An 18,394-nucleotide genomic window follows, 5' to 3' on the forward strand; every position below is an offset into this window, starting at 1 on the left:
GCCGGAGTGTGACCTCACCGGCTGGTAGCCTGGAAGGGACACCGGGTCACCGGTGTGGGCCCGGTATGCCTGCACGACGCCGCGGGATATCGGGTGGCACAGAACCCACAGTTAGGGAGACCATGGCGCTCGACGCTGAAGTCAAGACCCAGATCATGGCGGATTACGCCGTCGTCGAAGGGGACACCGGTTCGCCGGAGGTCCAGGTGGCCGTTCTCACCAAGCGGATCCAGGACCTGACCGAGCACCTCAAGCTGCACAAGCACGACCACCACAGCCGTCGTGGTCTGCTGCTGCTGGTCGGCCGCCGCAAGCGGCTGCTGGCCTACCTGCAGAAGTCGGACATCGCCCGCTACCGTGCGCTCATCGAGCGCCTCGGCCTGCGCCGATAGTTCTGACGGGGGAGCGGCGCCAGTCGCTCCCCCGATGTTTGACCACACCTGGCACGGACCCGCCGTCGGGAAGAAACACCGGGCCTGGCGCAAGCAACACACCCAGGCCAGCCGGTTTGGGTCGGTCCTCGGTAGTGGTGTCCGGAGTGAGCTCCGGGCGCTTCGATCGAAGACCGACTGTCCTACCCGGCAACGGGCGGCACGTGCCGCGACAGAAGGAGCACAAAGCTTCATGACCGAGCAAAACCTCGGCGAGCAGCACAGCAAGGCAGTGATCGACAACGGTGCGTTCGGCACCCGAGAGATCACCTTCTCCACCGGACGGCTGGCCAAGCAGGCCGCCGGTTCGGTCATCGCCCAGCTGGGCGACACGGTGGTCCTCTCCGCGACCACCGCGGGCAAGCAGCCCAAGGACCAGTTCGACTTCTTCCCGCTGACGGTGGACGTCGAGGAGCGGATGTACGCCGCCGGTCGCATTCCCGGCTCGTTCTTCCGCCGGGAGGGCCGTCCCAGCGAGGACGCCATCCTCACCTGCCGCCTGATCGACCGGCCGCTGCGGCCGTCGTTCGTGAAGGGCCTGCGCAACGAGGTCCAGGTCGTCGAGACGATCCTGTCGCTCGACCCCGAGCACCCGTACGACGTGGTCGCGATCAACGCGGCCAGCATGTCCACCAAGCTGTCCGGCCTGCCGTTCAGCGGCCCGATCGGCGCCACCCGCGTGGCGCACATCGACGGCCAGTGGGTGGCGTTCCCGACCCACGCCGAGCTGGCGCGCGCCACCTTCGACATGGTGGTGGCCGGCCGTGCCCTGGAGGACGGCGACGTCGCCGTCATGATGGTCGAGGCCGAGGCCACCGCGAACACCGTCAAGCTGGTCGCGGACGGCGCGCAGGCGCCGACCGAGGAGGTCGTGGCGAGTGGCCTCGAGGCCGCCAAGGTCGCCATCCGCGAGCTGTGCCGCGCGCAGAGCGAGCTGGCCGCGGTCGCCGCGAAGCCGGTGACCGAATTCCCGGTGTTCCTGGACTACCAGGACGACGTGTACGCGGCCGTGAAGTCGGCGGCGGGCTCCGAGATCACCGAGGCTCTCAAGATCGCCGGCAAGGCCGATCGCGAAGAGGCCCTCGACCTGGTCAAGGAGAAGGTCGTCGGCCAGGTCGCGCCGCAGTTCGAGGGGCGCGAGAAGGAGGTCTCGGCCGCGTTCCGGTCGGTGACCAAGTCCGAGGTGCGCAACCGCGTGCTGCGTGACGGCGTCCGCATGGACGGCCGTGGGCTGCGGGACATCCGCCAGCTCACCGCCGAGGTGCAGGTGCTGCCGCGGGTGCACGGCTCGGCGCTGTTCGAGCGCGGCGAGACCCAGATCCTGGGCGTCACCACGCTGAACATGCTGCGCATGGAGCAGGCGCTGGACACTCTCTCGCCGGAGAAGACCAAGCGTTACATGCACAACTACAACTTCCCGCCGTACTCGACCGGTGAGACCGGCCGGGTCGGCTCGCCGAAGCGCCGCGAGATCGGCCACGGCGCGCTGGCGGAGCGGGCCCTGATCCCGGTGCTGCCGGCGCGCGAGGAGTTCCCGTACGCCATCCGGCAGGTGTCGGAGGCCCTGGGCTCCAACGGCTCGACGTCGATGGGTTCGGTCTGCGCGTCGACCATGTCGCTGCTGAGCGCCGGTGTGCCGCTGAAGGCCCCCGTCGCCGGTATCGCCATGGGCCTCATCTCCGACGAGGTGGACGGCAAGACCCAGTACGTGACGCTGACCGACATCCTCGGCGCCGAGGACGCGTTCGGCGACATGGACTTCAAGGTCGCCGGCACCCCGGACTTCGTGACCGCACTGCAGCTGGACACCAAGCTCGACGGCATCCCGTCGGACGTGCTGGCCGCCGCGCTGCAGCAGGCCCACGAGGCGCGCCAGACCATCCTGGGTGTGATGGCCGCGGCCATCGCCGCCCCGGGTGAGATGAGCGAGTACGCCCCGCGGGTGACCTCGGTCAAGATCCCCGTCGACAAGATCGGCATGGTGATCGGGCCCAAGGGCCAGACCATCAACGCGATCCAGGACGAGACCGGCGCCGAGATCTCCATCGAGGACGACGGCACGATCTACGTCGGCGCGACCAACGGCCCCTCGGCCCAGGCCGCCGTGGACCGGATCAACGCCATCGCCAACCCGACGATGCCGAAGGTCGGCGACCGCTTCCTGGGCACCGTGGTGAAGACGGCGGCGTTCGGCGCCTTCGTCTCGCTGCTGCCGGGCCGCGACGGCCTGCTGCACATCTCCAAGGTGGGCGACGGCAAGCGGGTCGACCGCGTCGAGGACTTCCTCAACGTCGGCGACAAGGTCGAGGTCGTCATCGCCGACATCGACGCGCGCGGCAAGGTGTACCTGGACAAGATCGGTCCCGACGGGAACCCGATCGTCAGCGACAAGCCGGCCCCCCGCGAGGGTGACCGGGGCGGCGACCGCGGCGGCGACCGTGGCCCGCGTCGCGAGGGCGGCGACCGGCCGGCCCGCAGCGGTGAGGGCGGCGGCGAGCGCCGGCGCACCCAGCGTCGCGACTGACACTCGTCGGTGACCAGCCAGAACAGCTAGAACACAGCCCGCGGGGAAGGACCTCCTTCCCCGCGGGCTGTGCCCGTTACCTGCACCGGAGAGCCGCCGAGGCCATGCGTTCCACTTCTACCGGCCCGTCGGCCGGCACCCCGAGCACTGTTCCCGCGAACCTCGCCGCAGGCCCGTACCCGGGCCGGACGGACGGAGCCGCGAGCTCTGCGTCCGGCCCGTCCCGTGCGGCCGCCGGTGCCGGCGGCGCGTCTCCTGAGCCGGCCGCTCCCGCGAGCCGTGCAGGCACGCCGCGGGCGGTGACCCGGGTGCTCGACAGCGACCCGCTCGGCGGGACGGTACGGCGTACCGTGCTGCCCAACGGGATGCGGATCCTCACCGAGGCCGTGCCCGCGATGCGCAGCGTGAGCTTCGGCATCTGGGTCGGGGTGGGCTCGCGCGACGAGGCCCCCCAGCTCGGCGGGGCCTCGCACTTCCTGGAGCACCTGCTGTTCAAGGGCACCCGCAAGCGGTCCGCGCTGGACATCTCCGCGCAGATCGAGGCGGTCGGTGGCGAGACCAACGCGTACACCGCCAAGGAGTACACCTGCTACTACGCGCGGGTGCTCGACGAGGACCTGCCGCTGGCCATCGACGTCATGTGCGACGCGGTCGCCGACTCGGTGCTGGCCGAGGCCGACGTCGAGACCGAGCGCGGGGTGATCCTCGAAGAGATCGCCATGCACGCCGACGAACCCGGCGACGAGGTGCACGACCTGCACATGGAGGTCCTCTACGGCGACCACCCGCTGGGCCGGCTGATCTCGGGCACGGTCGAGACGATCACGCCGATGACCCGCAAGCAGATCAACAGCTTCTACCGGCGGCGGTACACCCCGCCGGTGATCGTGATCGCCGCCGCGGGCAACCTCGATCACGCGACCGTGGTCAAGCAGGTCCGCGAGGCCTTCGCCGGCACCCCGCTCGGCGACGTGGCCCCGGCCTCCCCGGAGCCCACCCGCTCGCCGCACTCGAAGGTCAAGCACCGCCCTGCGGCCACGCTGGTGCGCCCCGACGACACCGAGCAGGCCCACCTGGTGCTCGGCGGCCCGGCCCTGCACCGCCACGACGAGCGCCGGTTCGCGCTCGGGGTGCTCAACAACGTGCTCGGCGGCGGCATGTCCAGCCGCCTGTTCCAGCAGGTACGCGAGAAGCGCGGCCTGGCGTACTCGGTGTACTCCTACACCTCGCAGTACGCCGAGACCGGCACCTTCGCGGTGTACGCCGGCTGCGCCCCCGCCAAGGCCGACGAGGTCCTCGCCCTGATCCGCCAGGAACTGTCCGACGCCGCCGCACACGGCATCACCGCCGAGGAACTGCGCCGCGGCAAGGGCATGCTCAAGGGCTCCCTGGTGCTGGGCCTGGAGGACACCGGCTCCCGGATGAGCCGCCTCGGCAAGGGCGAGCTCATGCACGGCGACCTGATGTCCGTCGACGAACTCCTCCGCCGCATCGAGGCCGTCACCCTCGACGAGGTCAACCACATCGCCGCCAAGGTCCTCACCGCCCCCATGTCCCTCGCCGTGGTCGGCCCCTTCGAGGAGACCGCCTTCCAGCTCTGACCGCCCGCCCCGCCCCGCGCCTCCCCGGCTGGGCTGGGCTGGCTGGGCTGGGCTGGGCTGGGCTGGTTGATCATGAACTTATGGCACGGGTCGGCGGCGTGTCGTGTGCCTAACTTCATGATCAAAGCTGAGGCGGGCGTGGGCCGGCGGTGCGTCCCGAATGCGCGTGGTCGTCGCGCTGGGGCGGGTCGGATCCGCTAGGTTGGGGCGCGTGACTGATGAAGTAGAGCCGGTGCGGGTCGGCGTGCTGGGTGCTCGCGGCCGGATGGGCATCGAGGTGTGTCGGGCCGTCGACCGGGCCGAGGACCTCGACCTCGTGGCGATGATCGACCAGGGCGACTGGCTGTTCAACGCCTCCGATGCCGCCGCCCAGGTCGTGGTGGACTTCACCACCCCCGACGTGGTGATGGACAACCTGCACTGGTGCATCGACCAGGGCATCAACGTGGTGGTCGGCACCAGCGGCTTCACCGACGCGCGCCTGGAGCGGGTCAAGGGCTGGCTCGCGGCCAAGCCTGAGGTCGGCGTGGTGATCGCGCCCAACTTCGGCATCGGCGCGGTGCTGATGATGGAGTTCGCCGAGCGGGCGGCCCGCTACTTCGACTCGGTGGAGATCATCGAGCAGCACCACCCGAAGAAGGTCGACGCGCCCAGTGGCACCGCCCTGCACACGGCCCGGCTCATCGAGCAGGCCCGCAAGGCGGCCGGCAAGCCCGAGATGCCCGACGCGACCACGGACGAGATGCCCGGCGCGCGGGGGGCCGAGGTCGGGGGCGTACGCATCCACAGCGTCCGCGCCGCCGGCCTGGTCGCCCACCAGGAGGTCCTCTTCGGCACCACCGGCGAGACCCTGACGATCCGCCACGACTCCTTCGACCGCGCCTCCTTCATGCCCGGCGTCCTCCTGGCCATCCGCGAGGTGGTCAAACGCCCCGGCCTGACCCTCGGCCTGACCCCCCTCCTGTAACCGGCCCCAAACCCCGCCCCGCCCCGCCCCGCCCCGCAAGCACCGCACGCCAAGATCGCGACGATCTTGCGCGAACCGTGGGTACGACTCACCCGTTTCGGGTGAATCCCCAACGGCTCACGCAAGATCGTCGCGATCTTGTGCGGTCGGGCTGCCCGGGGCTACATCCGCGGCGTTGATCATGAAGTTATGGACACGAAACGCCGTCGAACCGTGCCATAAGTTCATGATCAACGCAGCGCGCCCGGCCGGCCCGGCCCCGCCGGCGACGGGCGGGGCGGGGGCGCGGGGCGGGGGCGCGGGGCGGGTGGGTCAGAGGGTGGTGTGGAGGCGGAGCTGGGGGATCAGGAGGTCGTCGACGTCCAGGGCGCGGGTGGCGCCGTCGGGGGCCCAGCCTGCTGAGGTGAGGAACTTGCGGGTGGCGGCGTCGGCGTCGAAGGCCCAGCAGACGGCGCTGTCGAAGCCGTCGCCGCGCCACAGGTCGACGCTGGCGGCCAGCAGCCGGCTGCCGTGGCCGCGGCGGCCCCAGCGAGGCTCGACCAGCATGTCCGTGACGGCCGCCACGTTCTCGCGGTCCGGCGTGTGATCCTCGTCGGCGGCCAGCGCCCCGTCGTCGAAGGGACCGGAGGCGGCGAAACCCACCACGTATTCTTGGACGGCCTGCTCCACCGCGTTCTGCTCGACGGCGACGAGGACCCGATGGCGGGCGGTGGGCGGCGCGGTGACCGCGTCCGTCCAGCGCAGCGCCAGGAAAGCCTCGTCGATCTCGTCCAGGACGTGTTTGGGCAGCACCCGGCGATAGGCGACCCGCCAGGTCGCCAACTGGATACGTGCGATCTCGCCGGCGTCGTCGGGACGCGCCGGTCGGACGAACCCGACTGCCACGCCCGAAGCGTACCGAGCCCACCCGGGCACTGATCAGGAGGTCCAGCTTGAGCCGCGGAAGGCAGATCGCGACGGTGTCGGCGCTGGGCGCGGCGGCACTGGTGTTCGTCGCGCTGTTCGCGCAGCGGCACGGCTTCTTCGACCTCAACGTGTACTACGGCGCGGTCCGGTTCTGGACCTCCGGTGGCGAGATCTACGACTTCGTCCGGCCGAACAGCACGTACGGCTTCACGTATCCGCCGTTCGCGGCGCTGGCCATGCTGCCGATGGCGGTGCTGTCCTGGCCTGCCGCGATCGTGGTGAGTTCGGCCGCGACGGCGCTGGTTACCTGGTGGCTGCTGCGGCTGCTGCTCGGCCCGGTGATCGCGGCGCAGCGCTGGACGCCCTGGTTCACGGTCGCGGTGGCGCTGTGCCTGGTCACGGTCTACGAGCCGATGCGCGAGACGTTCCTGTTCGGGCAGGTCAACATGCTGCTGCTGGGGGTGGTCGCGGCGGACCTGCTGCTGTTCACCCGCAAGGACAGCAGGTGGGGCGGCGTCGGCATCGGCCTGGCCACGGCGATCAAGCTGACCCCGGGCATCTTCATCGTGTACCTGCTGATCACCAAGCGCTGGCGGGCCGCGGCGGTGGCCAGCGGCACGGCCGCGGCGGCGACGCTGGTCGCGGGGGCGGTCGCGCCGGACGCCACGCGCGAGTTCTGGACCAGCGCGCTGTGGGACACCGACCGGGTCGGCGTGCTGTCGTTCATCTCGAACCAGTCGCTGCAGGGCGTGGTCGCCCGGCTGACTGCCGGTCACCCGAGCAAGGCGCTGTGGGCGGTGCTGGTGGTGGCCGTGCTGGCGGTGTGGTTCGTCCGGTCCCGGGCGGCCGTCGCGCGGGGCGACGAGGTCGCCGGGCTCGCCTTCACCGGCATCATCGGCGTGCTGATCAGCCCCGTCACCTGGGTACACCACCTGGTGTGGCTGATCCCGGCGCTGGTGCTGCTGGTCGAGCGCGGCTTCGCGGCCGCGCCGGGCAGCAGGCGGCGCTGGGCGCTGCTGGGCCTGGCCGGGGTGTCGTACGTGATCCTGTCCAGCCGGGTCGTCTGGCTGTGGGAGGGCGAGGTCGGCGGGTTCGGCACGCTGCTCGGCTCGAACCTGTACGTCTGGGTCTGTCTGGCCCTGCTGTGCTGCACGCCGCTGGCGGCCCGGCCCGACGGGTCAGCCGCGCCGGAGGGCGCAGCGCAGCTCGGGGATGTCGACGTCGCTGCCGTCCGGCCGGTACGTCGCCCGAAGGCCGTCCGGGTGTAGCCCGTGCCGGGCGTAGAAGCGAAGCGCCCGGTGGTTGTCCGCGAGCGCCCACAGGCGTACCTCGGGCTGCGGTGACGCGTCGAGCGCGGCCAGCAGCAGGGCGTCTCCCGTGCCGGTGCCCCAGTGGTCGGGGTGCACGTAGATGGCGAGGATCTCACCGTATTCGGGCTGCAGCGGGCTGCCGTCCAGCTCCTGGGCGCGGTACGGGCCGTGGCAGACGAAGCCGGTGACGGTGTCGCCGTCGAGCGCGACGAGGTTGCGGAAGGGGCTGTGCGGGTCGGCCAGGCGGTCGAGCCGCGAGGCGGTCCGGGCGGCGACGTCGAGTGCGGCCAGGACGTGGTCGGGCACGATTCCGGCGTACGCCGTCTGCCAGGCGCGCACGTGCACCGCCGCGACGGCCGCACAGTCGGCGGGCGTCTCCGCCCGAACGCTGATCCCCATGCCCGCAGAGCCTACGAAAGAGCGCCCGTGCGAAGGAAGTGCCCCTTCACATCGCTCCGCGTTATGGAAGGCGCCCTTCCTGACGCGGCAGCGCACTGACGGGGGCGGCTTCGGGAGGCGGGCTACCCGGCCGCGAACGCCCTGCTCGCGGCGATGGGAGGTTAAGAAGGTGCCCTTCCTCTACACATAGCGATGTGTAGGTGCCCTTCCTTTCCTCAAGGTGTCGGGGGAGGGGGGTAGCGTCGGGCGGCGTGGAGACGGTGACGGTGGCGCAGGCGCGGAGGATGGCGCTGGCGGCGCAGGGGTTCGCGGACCGGGCGGTCAAGGGGCCGGTGGGGGCGCGGCACCTGCGCAAGGTGGTCGGTCGGACGGGGCTGCTGCAGATCGACTCGGTGAACGTGTTGCAGCGGGCGCACTACCTGCCCGCTTACAGCCGGATCGGGGCGTACGACCCGGCGGTGCTGGACGGGGCGAGCGCCCGGCGCCCGCGCTGGCTGTTCGAGTACTGGGGGCACGAGGCGTCGCTGCTGCCGGTGGAGTTGCAGCCGCTGATGCGATGGCGGATGGCCACCGTGCAGGGGGTCTGGGGCGGGCCGCGCAGCATCGCGGCGCAGCGGCCGGAGCTGGTGGCGTGGGTGCTGCAGGAGGTGCGCGACCGGGGGCCGGTGACCGCGGCCGTGATCGAGCAGGACGTGCCGAAGCCGAAGGACAACTGGGGCTGGAACTGGTCGGACGTGAAGAAGGCCCTGGAGTGGCTCTTCTACGCCGGTGAGATCACCTCGGCGGGGCGGACCAGCCAGTTCGCCCGGCTGTACGACCTCACCGAGCGGGTGCTGCCAGCCGCGGTGATGAGCACGCCGACCCCGGAGCCCGCGGCGGCGTACCGGGCGCTGGTCGAGATCGCCGCCCGCGGGCTGGGTGTCGCCGCCGAGCCGGAGCTGCGCGACTACTTCCGGCTGCCGGTGGCCGGGGCCCGCACCGCGATCGGCGAGCTGGCCGAGGCCGGGGTGCTCATCCCGACCCAGGTCGAGGGCTGGAAGCAGAAGACGTGGCGGCACCGCGACGCGGCGCTGCCACGCAAGGTGGCCGTGTCGACGCTGATCAGCCCGTTCGACCCGCTGATCTGGGAGCGTTCGCGCACCGAGCGGCTGTTCGACCTGCGCTACCGGATCGAGATCTACGTGCCGCAGGAGCAGCGCGTGCACGGCTACTACGTACTGCCGTTCCTGCACGGCGACCGGTTCGCGGCCCGGGTCGACCTGAAGGCCGACCGCCGGGCGGGGGTGCTGCGGGTGCCCGCCGCCTGGGCCGAACCCGGGGTGGACGAGCATGCCACGGCCGAGGCTCTCGCGGTCGAGTTGCGCCGCCTGGCGGCGTGGCTGGGGCTGGGCGAGGTGGCCGCGCCGGAGCGGGGCGACCTCGCTGCCGCGCTCGCCGACGCGGGTATGCGGGGCAGTGTAAGTTCAGTGTTGTGACCGAGGCCTCCGCCGCTGTGACCCCCCACGGCCCGCAGTTCGCGGGCGACCCTTTCACGCCCCCGCCGGCCGACCGGATCACCCGGTTCACCGACTGGCTGCGCGCGCACACGCCGCGCTGGGCGGGCCCGCTGGCGGCCCTGGCCTGCATCGGCGGCGCGCTCGGCTACACCCAGCTCGCCGACCCGGCCAACGTCGGCGCGGACGCCACGCCGACCTGCCTGGTCAAAATGCTCACCGGGTTCGACTGTCCGGGTTGCGGCGGCACCCGCGCTGCGTGGTACCTGATGCAGGGCGACCTGCCCGCCGCGGCACGCCACCACCTGATGTTCGTCTTCGCCGTGCCGTTCCTGATCTACATGTACGTGGCCTGGGCGGGCAACACCACCTTCAAGTGGAAGCTGCCCCAGCTGCAGATCGGGCCCAAGCACCTGGCGTGGTTCCTGGGCGGGTGGGCCGTGTTCATGGTGCTGCGCAACCTGCCCTGGGCCCCGTTCACGTACTTCTTCGTCTGACCGCGCGAGGCGCGATCCTGCGCGAGTGACCCCGTTTCGGTCGTGTCGTGGGGACACCCGCGCCAGATCGTCGTCGCTGGGTTGGTCAGGCGAGGGTGGCCCGGCGCAGGTTGATGTCACCGGAGGCTGTGCGCGCCTTGACGGTGAGGCTGGTGGGAGTGGCGGGCACGGCCGGCGGGTGGGTGCCGGCCATGTTCAGGTCGCTGGTGGTACGGCCCGCGGCGGTGCTCAGGTCGAGCCAGACGCCCGTGCCGGGGGCGACGCCCACGCTGATGTCGCCGCTGGCGGAGTTCAGCTTGGCCTCGCCGGTGCGGGCCACCCCGATGGCGATGTCGCCGGAGGCGGTGGTGACCCGCACGTCGCCGCCCACTCCGCCGAGGTCGACGTCCCCGCTGGCGGTGCGCACGAAGGCGGTGCGGCCGATGTGGCCGGTCCGGATCTTGCCGGAGGCGCTGCTGGCTTGCAGCTCCCCGCCCACCGTGCCCAGGCGCAGGTGGCCACTGGCGCTCTGGACGGTGACGTCGCCGGCCACCGGCCCGAGGACCACGTCGCCGCTGGCGGTGTGGATCACCGCGTCGTGGTAGGAGCCCTCGCAGACCGCGTCGGCGGAGGCGACTCGCACCGACAGCGCGCTGCCGGCGGGCAGCTCGACGCGCACGTGCAGCCGGGCGCGCCGGAACAGCCGCCAGCCGCCGTGCTCGGGCGCATGGACCAGCAGGTGGCCGTCCTTGAAGTCGATCTTCGTTTCGCGGACCGCCTCGGCGCTGCCCTCGGAGGCGTCCATGGCCACGACGCTGACGGTGGCGGTGTCGCGCTCCGAGGCGGTCACCTCAAGGCGGCCGGCGGAGACGCGCAGGTCGGCGCGGATGGTTCCGGTGCAGGGGAAGGTCTGGTTCATCGTCTGCTCCTCGATTCAGGCCTGGGCGTAGCCGGTGACCCGGCGGCCGAGGTGGGAGGTGGGCGGCGGGGCGACCGGGCGCAGCGCGTTCGCGGTGGCGCGCACCAGCCAGGCGTTGACCGAGATGCCCTCGGCCGAGGCGGCGCGCTCGGCCGCCTCCTTGAGCTGCTCGGGCAGGCGCAGGGTGAGCCGTGCCTGGTCGCCGCCCTCGGTGAGTGGCGGGGTGGGGGCTGTCGGAGCGGCCTCGTAGGCCGGGGCGGCGGGCGTGCTGACGACCAGGTCGGCCTCGCGCCCGCGGATACGCACCTCGACGGTCGGGCCGTCGAGCTTGGTGGTGATCTCGGCGCTCGCGTCGGCCAGCACCTCGATGAGGCAGAGCCGGGCCGACGCGTCGAGGGCGAGGGTCAGCAGTTCGGCGGTGCGGGCGACGTCGTCGCCGGCGGGCGCGGCCGCTGCGGCGAGATCCCGCCGGAGCGACTCGAGATACGGGGACAAGTCCATGACACCACTATGACGTCAAAGGTGACGTCATGCAAGTGTCAGCCTGACGTCAGCCTCGCCCGGTGTGACGTCGTCGTCCTCGGGTGCCCTGGTAGATCGCTGTTTGTGGGCGGAAAGTGAGGCGTGAGCGCAGGTTCTGCCACTAAACGGCGATCATCGACCGAGCGCCGGAAGGTCAGGCGTCGCTTTTCGGACAACGGTGGCTATATCCCACCAGCAGGATGGCGCCGGCCAGCCGCTAAGCTGGCGCGTGTGACTGAGATGGTGAAGCCCTCTGTGCAGCTGATCGCCTGGACGAACTTCCAGGCCCCGGCCGACGTGCCGTGGGACACCGACGCCGAGGGCGGCCAGGCGCTGGCGGAGTTCGCCGGCCGGGCCTGCTACCAGTCCTGGTCCAAGCCGAACCCGGCGACCGCGACCAACGCCGGTTACCTGCGCCACATCCTCGAGGTGGGCCACCTGTCGGTGCTGGAGCACGGGACCGCGACGTTCTACTTCACGGGCGTCTCACGTTCTTTCACGCACGAACTGATCCGCCACCGCCACTTCTCGTACTCCCAGCTGTCCCAGCGCTACGTCCCGGAGCGCGACGCGGCCATGGTCGAGCCCGAGGTGATCGCGGCCAACCCGGAGCTGCACAAGAAGTTCGTCGAGGCCAGCGAGGCCGCGGTGCGGGCGTACAACGACCTGCTGGAGGGGCTGGAGGCGACCTTCGCGGACGTGCCGAACGCCACGCTGCGCCGCAAGCAGGCCCGTCAGGCGGCCCGTGCGGTGCTGCCGAACGCCACCGAGACCCGGATCGTGGTCACCGGCAACTACCGCGCCTGGCGGCACTTCATCGCCATGCGGGCGACCGAGCACGCCGACGTGGAGATCCGCGAGCTGGCCATCGCCACCCTCCGCGAGCTGCAGAAACTCGCACCGAGCGTGTTCGACGACTTTTCGATCAGCGCCCTTCCGGACGGCTCGGAGATCGCCTCCAGCGTCTACACCTGGGAGTCCTGAGGGCCACGATGGCCCCCACCGTATTCCGCTAGGTTGTGTGCATGACGAACAACGCTCAACGGCCATTCGGCCGCCTGCTCACCGCGATGGTGACGCCTTTCGCTGCCGACGGGTCCGTCGACGTCGACGGCGCCGCCCGGCTCGCGGCGTACCTGGTCGACGAGCAGCGCAACGACGCGTTGGTCGTCAACGGCACCACCGGTGAGTCGCCCACCACGACCGACGCCGAGAAGGAGGCCGTGATCCGGGCCGTCGTCGAGGCCGTCGGCGACCGCGCCCAGATCGTGGCCGGGGTGGGCACGTTCAGCACCCACCACACCGTCGAGCTGGCCCGCACGGCCGAGAAGGCGGGCGCGCACGGCCTGCTCGTCGTCTCGCCGTACTACAACAAGCCGCCGCAGGCGGGCCTGGTCAAGCACTTCCTGGCAGTCGCCGACGCGGTCGACCTGCCCGTCCTGCTGTACGACATCCCGCACCGCACCGGCGTCGCGATCTCCACCGACACCATGGTCACCCTGGCCGGGCACCCGCGCATCGTGGGCGTCAAGGACGCCAAGGGCGACCTGGCCGCCGCGTCCTGGGTCAAGCGGCGCGCCGAGTTCGCCTACTACAGCGGCGACGACGCGGCCACCCTGCCGCTGCTGGCGATCGGGGGCGTCGGCGTCGTCGGCACCTCCACCCACTTCACCGGGGTGGGCACCAAAGACATGATCGAGGCGTACGAGCGCGGAGACGTCGCCGAGGCCCAGCGCCTGCACCTGGCGCTGCTCCCGCTGTACACCGGAATCTTCCGCACCCAGGGCACCATCCTGGTCAAGGCGGGCCTGACCGCCCGCGGACTGCCCGCCGGGCCGGTCCGCCCGCCACTGGTCGACGCGACCGAGGCGGAGCTGGCGCAACTGCGCATCGACTGCGCGGACGCCGGCCTGCCGCTCTAAGACGCCAACGGGGCGCGAAGCCCCAGCACGAACGGCGCGCCGCGTGCCGCAGCCCTGAAACGGCGGCACCCGCGCCGGAGAACATAAGGAGTGATGTTCATTGACCGCGCCGCAACTGGAGACCGGGCGTAGCGCCAATCTGGGCGCGCCCCCGCCGCTGCCCGAGGGCGGCCTGCGGATCATCCCGCTGGGCGGGCTGGGGGCCATCGGCCGCAACATGACCGTGTTCGAGTTCGGCGGCAAGCTGCTGATCGTCGACTGCGGCGTGCTGTTCCCGGACACCGCCGACCAGCCCGGTGTGGATCTGATCCTGCCGGACTTCGCACCGATCCTGGACCGCCTCGGCGACGTCCAGGCCATCGTGCTCACGCACGGCCACGAGGACCACATCGGCGCCGTGCCGTACCTGCTGGCCCACAAGAACGACATCCCGCTGGTCGGCTCCCAGTTCACGCTGGCGCTGATCGAGGCGAAGCTGGCCGAGCGGCGCATCACGCCGTACACGCTGACCGTCGCCGAGGGGCAGCGGGAGCGGCTCGGGCCGTTCGAGCTGGAGTTCTTCGCGGTCAACCACTCGATCCCGGACGCGCTGGCGGTCGCCATCCGCACCGAGGCGGGCCTGGTGCTGCACACCGGCGACTTCAAGATGGACCAGCTGCCGCTGGACGGGCGCATCACCGACCTGGCCGGCTTCGCCCGGCTCGGCATGGAGGGCGTCGACCTGCTGCTGTCGGACTCCACCAACGCGGAGATCCCCGGTTTCGTCTCGCCGGAGAAGCAGATCGGCCCGGTGCTCAGCTCGATCTTCGGCAAGGCGACCGGGCGCATCATCGTGGCCTCGTTCGCCTCGCACGTGCACCGCGTGCAGCAGGTGTTCGACGCCGCCGAGGAGCACGGCCGCAAGGTCGCTCTGATCGGCCGGTCCATGGTGCGCAACATGGGCATCGCCCGCGACCTCGGCCTGCTGAAGGTCAAGGCCGGTCTGATCGTCAACATGGAGGAGGCGGCGAACCTGCCGCCGAATGAGATCGTGCTGATGTCGACCGGTTCGCAGGGCGAGCCGATGAGCGCGCTGGGCCGGATGGCCACCGGCGACCACCGCCACATCATGGTCGGCCCGAACGACACCGTGGTACTGGCGAGCTCGCTGGTCCCCGGCAACGAGACCAGCGTGTACCGGGTGATCAACCAGCTGGCCCGGCTCGGCGCGAACGTCATCCACAAGGAGGTGGCCAAGGTGCACGTCAGCGGCCACGCTCCCGCGGGCGAGCTGCTCTACCTGCTCAACGTGGTGAAGCCGAGCAACCTGATGCCGGTGCACGGCGAGTGGCGGCACCTGCGCGCGCACGCGCAGCTCGGTGTCGACTCCGGGGTGGACCCGGCGCGGGTGGTGCTGTGCGAGGACGGCGACGTCGTCGACCTCGTCGAGGGCCACGCGAAGCTGGTCGGCCACGTGAAGAGCCGGTACGTCTATGTGGACGGTCTGGCCATCGGCGACGTCGGCGAGAGCCTGCTCACCGAGCGCCGGGTGCTGGGCGACGGCGGCTTCATCGCGGTCACCGTGGTGGTCGACTCGGTCACCGGCAAGGTGGTCGGTGGCCCGCTGCTGTCGGCGAAGGGCTTCTCCGAGGACCCGACCGCCTTCGACCCCGCGCTCCCGCTGGTCACCGAGGCCCTGGACCGCGCGGCGCTGGACGGGGTCACCGACTCCCACCAGCTCCAGCAGATCGTCCGCCGGGTCGTCGGCCGCTGGGTCAACGAGGCCTACCGCCGCCGTCCCATGATCGTCCCCAACGTCCTGGAAGTCTGACCCCGACAGTCCGCCGTGGATCCCCCCTCCGCGTTGATCATGAAGTTATGGCAGCGACACGCCGTCGAACCGTTCCATAAGTTCATGATCAACGCGGAGGGACTACGGTGTGGACATGGCGGGCCGTAGTTCCTCATCGAGCCGTCGTCGAGCTGCCACGCCGACGAAGGCGACGGCCGCGCGTACCCGACAGACCGGGCGCGCGCCCGCCCGTCGTGCGCCGGCCCGGCGGCCTGCCGCGCGCCGCCGGACCCGCGCGACGGTCAACCCGGCGGCGCTGCTCGGCCGGCTGCTCGGCGGCATCTGGATGGCGATCGCGCACGGCCTCGGCTGGATGTTGCGTGCCGTCGGCACCCAGGCGGGCAAGGCCCGCGATCTGGACCCCGAGCACCGCCGTGACGGACTCGGCCTGCTGCTGATCGCCCTGGCCATCCTGTTCGGCGTCGCCATCTGGGGCTCCGGCCAGGGTGGCGGCGGCACGTTCGGCATCTGGCTGGGCGACACCACCCGCTTCTTCATCGGCGCCACCGCCGCCGCGCTGCCACTGCTGCTGGTGGTCAGCGGGATCCGGGCGATGCGCTCCGAACCGGACCCCGCCCAGCGGGGCCGTGGCATCGTCGGCTGGACGGCGCTCACCGTCGCGGCGACCGCGCTGCTGCACATCGCCCGTGCGCCGGTCGACGTGATTCAGCTCGAACAGGCCGGGGGCCTGCTCGGCAAGTTCATCGGCGGCGGGCTCGGCAACGTGCTGTCGAACTTCGTGGCAGTGCTCCTCTTCCTCCTCCTGCTCACCTTCGGCGTATTGGTTATCACGGCGACCCCGGTGAACAAGATCCCGGAGCGGCTGGCGGGCCTGCGGGACAGCTTCCTGGGCGTGGCCACGCCGGAGCGCTCCGAAGAGGACGCCGAGGACGCCGAGGACATCCCCGCGCCGCGCCGCCGCAAGCGGCTCACCCCGCCCGCGGCGTTCAGCCCGCCGGACCCCGACGACGACTTCGACGCCGAGGAGCTGGAGCGGCTCGCCGCGCAGGAGACGGTCGCCATCGACCGCACGCCCCGCCGCCGCAAGCCGGAGCCGCCGCAGCACACCCCGCCGCCCACCAAGACCGAGCAGCTGTTGCTGCCCAGCCTCGGCGGCGACTACACGCTGCCGCCCGCCAACCTGCTCAAGGCCGGCGAGGTCGCCAAGACCCGGTCCAAGGCCAACGACGAGGTCATCGCCGCGCTGGCGCACGTGTTCGACCAGTTCGACGTGGACGCCGCGGTCACCGGGTTCACCCGCGGGCCGACGGTCACCCGGTACGAGGTCGAGCTGGGGCTCGGTGTGAAGGTGGAGCGCATCACCGCGCTGTCGCGCAACATCGCGTACGCGGTGAAGAGCCCCGACGTGCGCATCCTCAGCCCCATCCCGGGCAAGAGCGCGGTCGGCGTGGAGATCCCCAACACCGACCGGGAGGACGTCGCCCTCGGCGACGTGCTGCGCTCCCGGGTGGCCACCTCCGAGACGCACCCGATGGTGGTGGCGCTCGGCAAGGACATCGAGGGCGGCTACGTGGTGGCCAACCTGGCCAAGATGCCGCACATCCTGATCGCGGGCGCGACCGGCGCGGGCAAGTCGTCCTGCCTCAACTCGCTGCTGGTGTCGATCCTGGCCCGCGCCACACCCGACCAGGTGCGGCTGCTGCTGATCGACCCCAAGCGCGTCGAGATGACCAACTACGAGGGCATCCCGCACCTGGTCACCCCGATCGTGACGAACCCGAAAAAGGCCGCGGACGCGCTGGAGTGGGTCGTCCGCGAGATGGACATGCGCTACGACGACCTCGCGGCCGCCGGGGTGCGCCACATCGACGACTACAACCGCAAGCTGCGGGCCGGGCAGATCAAGCCGCCGCCGGGCTCGGAACGCGTGCTCAAGCCGTACCCGTACCTGCTGGTGGTCGTCGACGAGCTGGCCGACCTGATGATGGTCGCGCCGCGCGACGTCGAGGACTCGATCGTGCGGATCACCCAGCTGGCCCGCGCGGCCGGCATCCACCTGGTGCTGGCCACCCAGCGTCCCTCGGTGGACGTGGTGACCGGTCTGATCAAGGCGAACGTGCCGTCCCGGCTGGCGTTCGCGACCAGCTCGCTGGCCGACTCCCGGGTCATCCTGGACCAGCCCGGCGCGGAGAAGCTGATCGGCCGCGGCGATGCGCTGTTCCTGCCCATGGGCGCCAGCAAGCCGCAGCGCATCCAGGGCTCCTGGGTCAGCGAGAACGAGATGAACGACATCGTCGCGTTCTGCAAGCGCCAGCGCGAGCCGGAGTTCCGCCCCGAGGTGGTGGCCCCGGTGCAGGACACCAAGAAGAAGGTCGACGAGGAGATCGGCGACGACCTGACCCTGCTCATCCAGGCGATCGAGCTGGTCGTGGTGTCCCAGCTCGGCTCCACCAGCATGCTCCAGCGCAAGCTGCGCGTCGGCTTCGCCAAGGCGGGCCGCCTGATGGACCTGATGGAGACCCGCGGCATCGTCGGCCCGTCCGAAGGCTCCAAGGCCCGCGAGGTCCTGGTCAAGCCGGACGAGCTCGCCGAGGTCCTCGCCTCCCTCGGCGTCGACGACTGACCCCCACCCTGTTGATCATGAACTTATGGCACGGCTCGACGGCGTGTCGCTGCCACAAGTTCATGATCAACACGACTGGGCGCGGGGCCGGTCAGGCTGACGGGGTGGCCTGCGGCGTGTGGCGAGTGCGCAGGATGGAGACCAGGGCTATGGCGCTGACGGCGGACCAGACGCCCTCCAGGAGGAGGAAGCCCCAGTCCTGGCTGGTCCAGGCGAGCCAGGCCAGCACGCCGGCGCCGAGGGTGTTCGCGGTCAGATAGCCGATCGAGCGGGGCGTGGTCCAGCCGAGCTGGCCCGCCACGTACCCGGCGAGCACGGTCAGCGCGCCGATGATCTGCAGCACGTCGTGGTTCATGATCGTGTGTTCTGCGCGCCGTCTTGTCGTTCCGGGTACGGCGAGCGGTCGTCCGGGGCAGGCGCCGAAGGGCGCGGCCGCCGCCAAGGCTAGCTCGATCGAGTTAAGAAGGGCACCTTTTACTACGGATAACGATAAGAAGGTGCCCTTCCTT

Annotated in this window: 16 protein-coding genes and 1 riboswitch; of the genes, 11 read left to right on the forward strand and 5 right to left on the reverse strand. The window is 71.2% G+C overall.

Going from position 1 to position 18,394, the window contains the following annotated elements:
* Nucleotides 1-122: 122 nt before the first annotated feature.
* The 4 genes from rpsO to dapB all read left to right on the forward strand — a co-directional run bounded on the left by rpsO (nucleotide 123) and on the right by dapB (nucleotide 5,523).
* Nucleotides 123-392: a 30S ribosomal protein S15 gene (rpsO, locus tag F6W97_RS21065; RefSeq protein ID WP_120318568.1), complete on the forward strand. Its 270-nt coding sequence runs from the start codon at nucleotides 123-125 to the stop codon at nucleotides 390-392.
* Nucleotides 393-624: 232 nt separating this feature from the next.
* Nucleotides 625-2,955 (forward strand): polyribonucleotide nucleotidyltransferase, encoded by a 2,331-nt coding sequence (locus F6W97_RS21070; RefSeq protein ID WP_155372157.1) that lies wholly within the window; start codon nucleotides 625-627, stop codon nucleotides 2,953-2,955.
* A 365-nt stretch (nucleotides 2,956-3,320) separates the two neighbouring features.
* The gene (locus F6W97_RS21075; protein ID WP_230686967.1) at nucleotides 3,321-4,556 is read left to right on the forward strand and encodes a M16 family metallopeptidase; all 1,236 of its coding nucleotides are present in this window, start codon (nucleotides 3,321-3,323) and stop codon (nucleotides 4,554-4,556) included.
* 211 nt (nucleotides 4,557-4,767) lie between these two features.
* The gene (gene dapB / locus F6W97_RS21080) at nucleotides 4,768-5,523 is read left to right on the forward strand and encodes a 4-hydroxy-tetrahydrodipicolinate reductase (protein WP_269059704.1); all 756 of its coding nucleotides are present in this window, start codon (nucleotides 4,768-4,770) and stop codon (nucleotides 5,521-5,523) included.
* 312 nt (nucleotides 5,524-5,835) lie between these two features.
* Here dapB and F6W97_RS21085 read toward each other — a convergent pair whose 3' ends face one another.
* A complete protein-coding gene (locus F6W97_RS21085) occupies nucleotides 5,836-6,408 on the reverse strand; it encodes a GNAT family N-acetyltransferase (RefSeq protein WP_155372160.1) in 573 nt (190 codons plus the stop codon).
* A gap of 32 nt (nucleotides 6,409-6,440) precedes the next feature.
* Between F6W97_RS21085 and F6W97_RS21090 the strand changes: the two genes are divergently transcribed.
* Complete coding sequence (locus F6W97_RS21090) at nucleotides 6,441-7,697, forward strand: glycosyltransferase 87 family protein (RefSeq protein ID WP_155373010.1); 1,257 nt, start codon at nucleotides 6,441-6,443, stop codon at nucleotides 7,695-7,697.
* Here the strand turns inward: F6W97_RS21090 and F6W97_RS21095 are convergent.
* Nucleotides 7,608-8,138, reverse strand: coding sequence for a GNAT family N-acetyltransferase (locus F6W97_RS21095; protein WP_155372161.1), 531 nt, complete (start codon nucleotides 8,136-8,138; stop codon nucleotides 7,608-7,610). The two genes, F6W97_RS21090 and F6W97_RS21095, sit on opposite strands and share 90 nt — an antisense overlap.
* A 284-nt stretch (nucleotides 8,139-8,422) precedes the next feature.
* Here F6W97_RS21095 and F6W97_RS21100 point away from each other — a divergent pair, with 284 nt between their 5' ends.
* Together F6W97_RS21100 and F6W97_RS21105 are read left to right on the forward strand one after the other, a co-directional pair.
* Nucleotides 8,423-9,613, forward strand: coding sequence for a winged helix-turn-helix domain-containing protein (locus F6W97_RS21100; RefSeq protein WP_155373011.1), 1,191 nt, complete (start codon nucleotides 8,423-8,425; stop codon nucleotides 9,611-9,613).
* Nucleotides 9,610-10,128, forward strand: a complete 519-nt coding sequence (locus tag F6W97_RS21105) for a DUF2752 domain-containing protein (RefSeq protein WP_155372162.1) — start codon at nucleotides 9,610-9,612, stop codon at nucleotides 10,126-10,128. Before F6W97_RS21100 ends, F6W97_RS21105 begins: the two co-directional genes overlap by 4 nt.
* A gap of 85 nt (nucleotides 10,129-10,213) precedes the next feature.
* Here the strand turns inward: F6W97_RS21105 and F6W97_RS21110 are convergent, their stop codons facing one another.
* Together F6W97_RS21110 and F6W97_RS21115 are read right to left on the reverse strand one after the other, a co-directional pair.
* A complete protein-coding gene (locus F6W97_RS21110; protein ID WP_155372163.1) occupies nucleotides 10,214-11,026 on the reverse strand; it encodes a DUF4097 family beta strand repeat-containing protein in 813 nt (270 codons plus the stop codon).
* Nucleotides 11,027-11,041: 15 nt separating this feature from the next.
* Complete coding sequence (locus tag F6W97_RS21115; RefSeq protein WP_155372164.1) at nucleotides 11,042-11,527, reverse strand: toxin-antitoxin system HicB family antitoxin; 486 nt, start codon at nucleotides 11,525-11,527, stop codon at nucleotides 11,042-11,044.
* Between the two features lie 261 nt (nucleotides 11,528-11,788).
* Here F6W97_RS21115 and thyX point away from each other — a divergent pair, with 261 nt between their 5' ends.
* The 4 genes from thyX (at nucleotide 11,789) to F6W97_RS21135 (ending at nucleotide 17,885) form a co-directional block, all read left to right on the forward strand.
* A complete protein-coding gene (gene thyX, locus F6W97_RS21120) occupies nucleotides 11,789-12,532 on the forward strand; it encodes an FAD-dependent thymidylate synthase (protein WP_155373012.1) in 744 nt (247 codons plus the stop codon).
* A gap of 41 nt (nucleotides 12,533-12,573) precedes the next feature.
* On the forward strand, nucleotides 12,574-13,470 hold the full coding sequence (gene dapA, locus F6W97_RS21125) for a 4-hydroxy-tetrahydrodipicolinate synthase (RefSeq protein ID WP_155372165.1): 897 nt from the start codon (nucleotides 12,574-12,576) through the stop codon (nucleotides 13,468-13,470).
* Nucleotides 13,471-13,609: 139 nt separating this feature from the next.
* Nucleotides 13,610-15,280: a ribonuclease J gene (locus F6W97_RS21130; protein ID WP_155373013.1), complete on the forward strand. Its 1,671-nt coding sequence runs from the start codon at nucleotides 13,610-13,612 to the stop codon at nucleotides 15,278-15,280.
* 115 nt (nucleotides 15,281-15,395) lie between these two features.
* Nucleotides 15,396-17,885 (forward strand): DNA translocase FtsK, encoded by a 2,490-nt coding sequence (locus F6W97_RS21135; RefSeq protein ID WP_155372166.1) that lies wholly within the window; start codon nucleotides 15,396-15,398, stop codon nucleotides 17,883-17,885.
* A 91-nt stretch (nucleotides 17,886-17,976) separates the two neighbouring features.
* On the opposite strand, the gene F6W97_RS21140 is transcribed toward F6W97_RS21135, so the two are convergent.
* A complete protein-coding gene (locus tag F6W97_RS21140) occupies nucleotides 17,977-18,240 on the reverse strand; it encodes a CBU_0592 family membrane protein (RefSeq protein WP_155372167.1) in 264 nt (87 codons plus the stop codon).
* Nucleotides 18,241-18,252: 12 nt separating this feature from the next.
* Nucleotides 18,253-18,320, reverse strand: a riboswitch (guanidine-III (ykkC-III) riboswitch).
* Nucleotides 18,321-18,394 lie beyond the last annotated feature (74 nt).

This window comes from Catellatospora vulcania (assembly GCF_009720385.1).
GTDB lineage: Bacteria > Actinomycetota > Actinomycetes > Mycobacteriales > Micromonosporaceae > Catellatospora > Catellatospora vulcania.

Excerpts from the sequence above, each read along its gene's own strand:
- F6W97_RS21095 (WP_155372161.1), bottom strand. The coding sequence starts at position 8,138 with ATGGGGATCAGCGTTCGGGCGGAGACGCCCGCCGACTGTGCGGCCGTC.
- F6W97_RS21115 (WP_155372164.1), bottom strand. The coding sequence starts at position 11,527 with ATGGACTTGTCCCCGTATCTCGAGTCGCTCCGGCGGGATCTCGCCGCA.
- rpsO (WP_120318568.1), top strand. The coding sequence starts at position 123 with ATGGCGCTCGACGCTGAAGTCAAGACCCAGATCATGGCGGATTACGCC.
- thyX (WP_155373012.1), top strand. The coding sequence starts at position 11,789 with ATGGTGAAGCCCTCTGTGCAGCTGATCGCCTGGACGAACTTCCAGGCC.
- F6W97_RS21070 (WP_155372157.1), top strand. The coding sequence starts at position 625 with ATGACCGAGCAAAACCTCGGCGAGCAGCACAGCAAGGCAGTGATCGAC.
- F6W97_RS21135 (WP_155372166.1), top strand. The coding sequence starts at position 15,396 with ATGGCGGGCCGTAGTTCCTCATCGAGCCGTCGTCGAGCTGCCACGCCG.
- dapA (WP_155372165.1), top strand. The coding sequence starts at position 12,574 with ATGACGAACAACGCTCAACGGCCATTCGGCCGCCTGCTCACCGCGATG.
- F6W97_RS21140 (WP_155372167.1), bottom strand. The coding sequence starts at position 18,240 with ATGAACCACGACGTGCTGCAGATCATCGGCGCGCTGACCGTGCTCGCC.
- F6W97_RS21100 (WP_155373011.1), top strand. The coding sequence starts at position 8,423 with ATGGCGCTGGCGGCGCAGGGGTTCGCGGACCGGGCGGTCAAGGGGCCG.
- F6W97_RS21110 (WP_155372163.1), bottom strand. The coding sequence starts at position 11,026 with ATGAACCAGACCTTCCCCTGCACCGGAACCATCCGCGCCGACCTGCGC.
- F6W97_RS21075 (WP_230686967.1), top strand. The coding sequence starts at position 3,321 with ATGCGGATCCTCACCGAGGCCGTGCCCGCGATGCGCAGCGTGAGCTTC.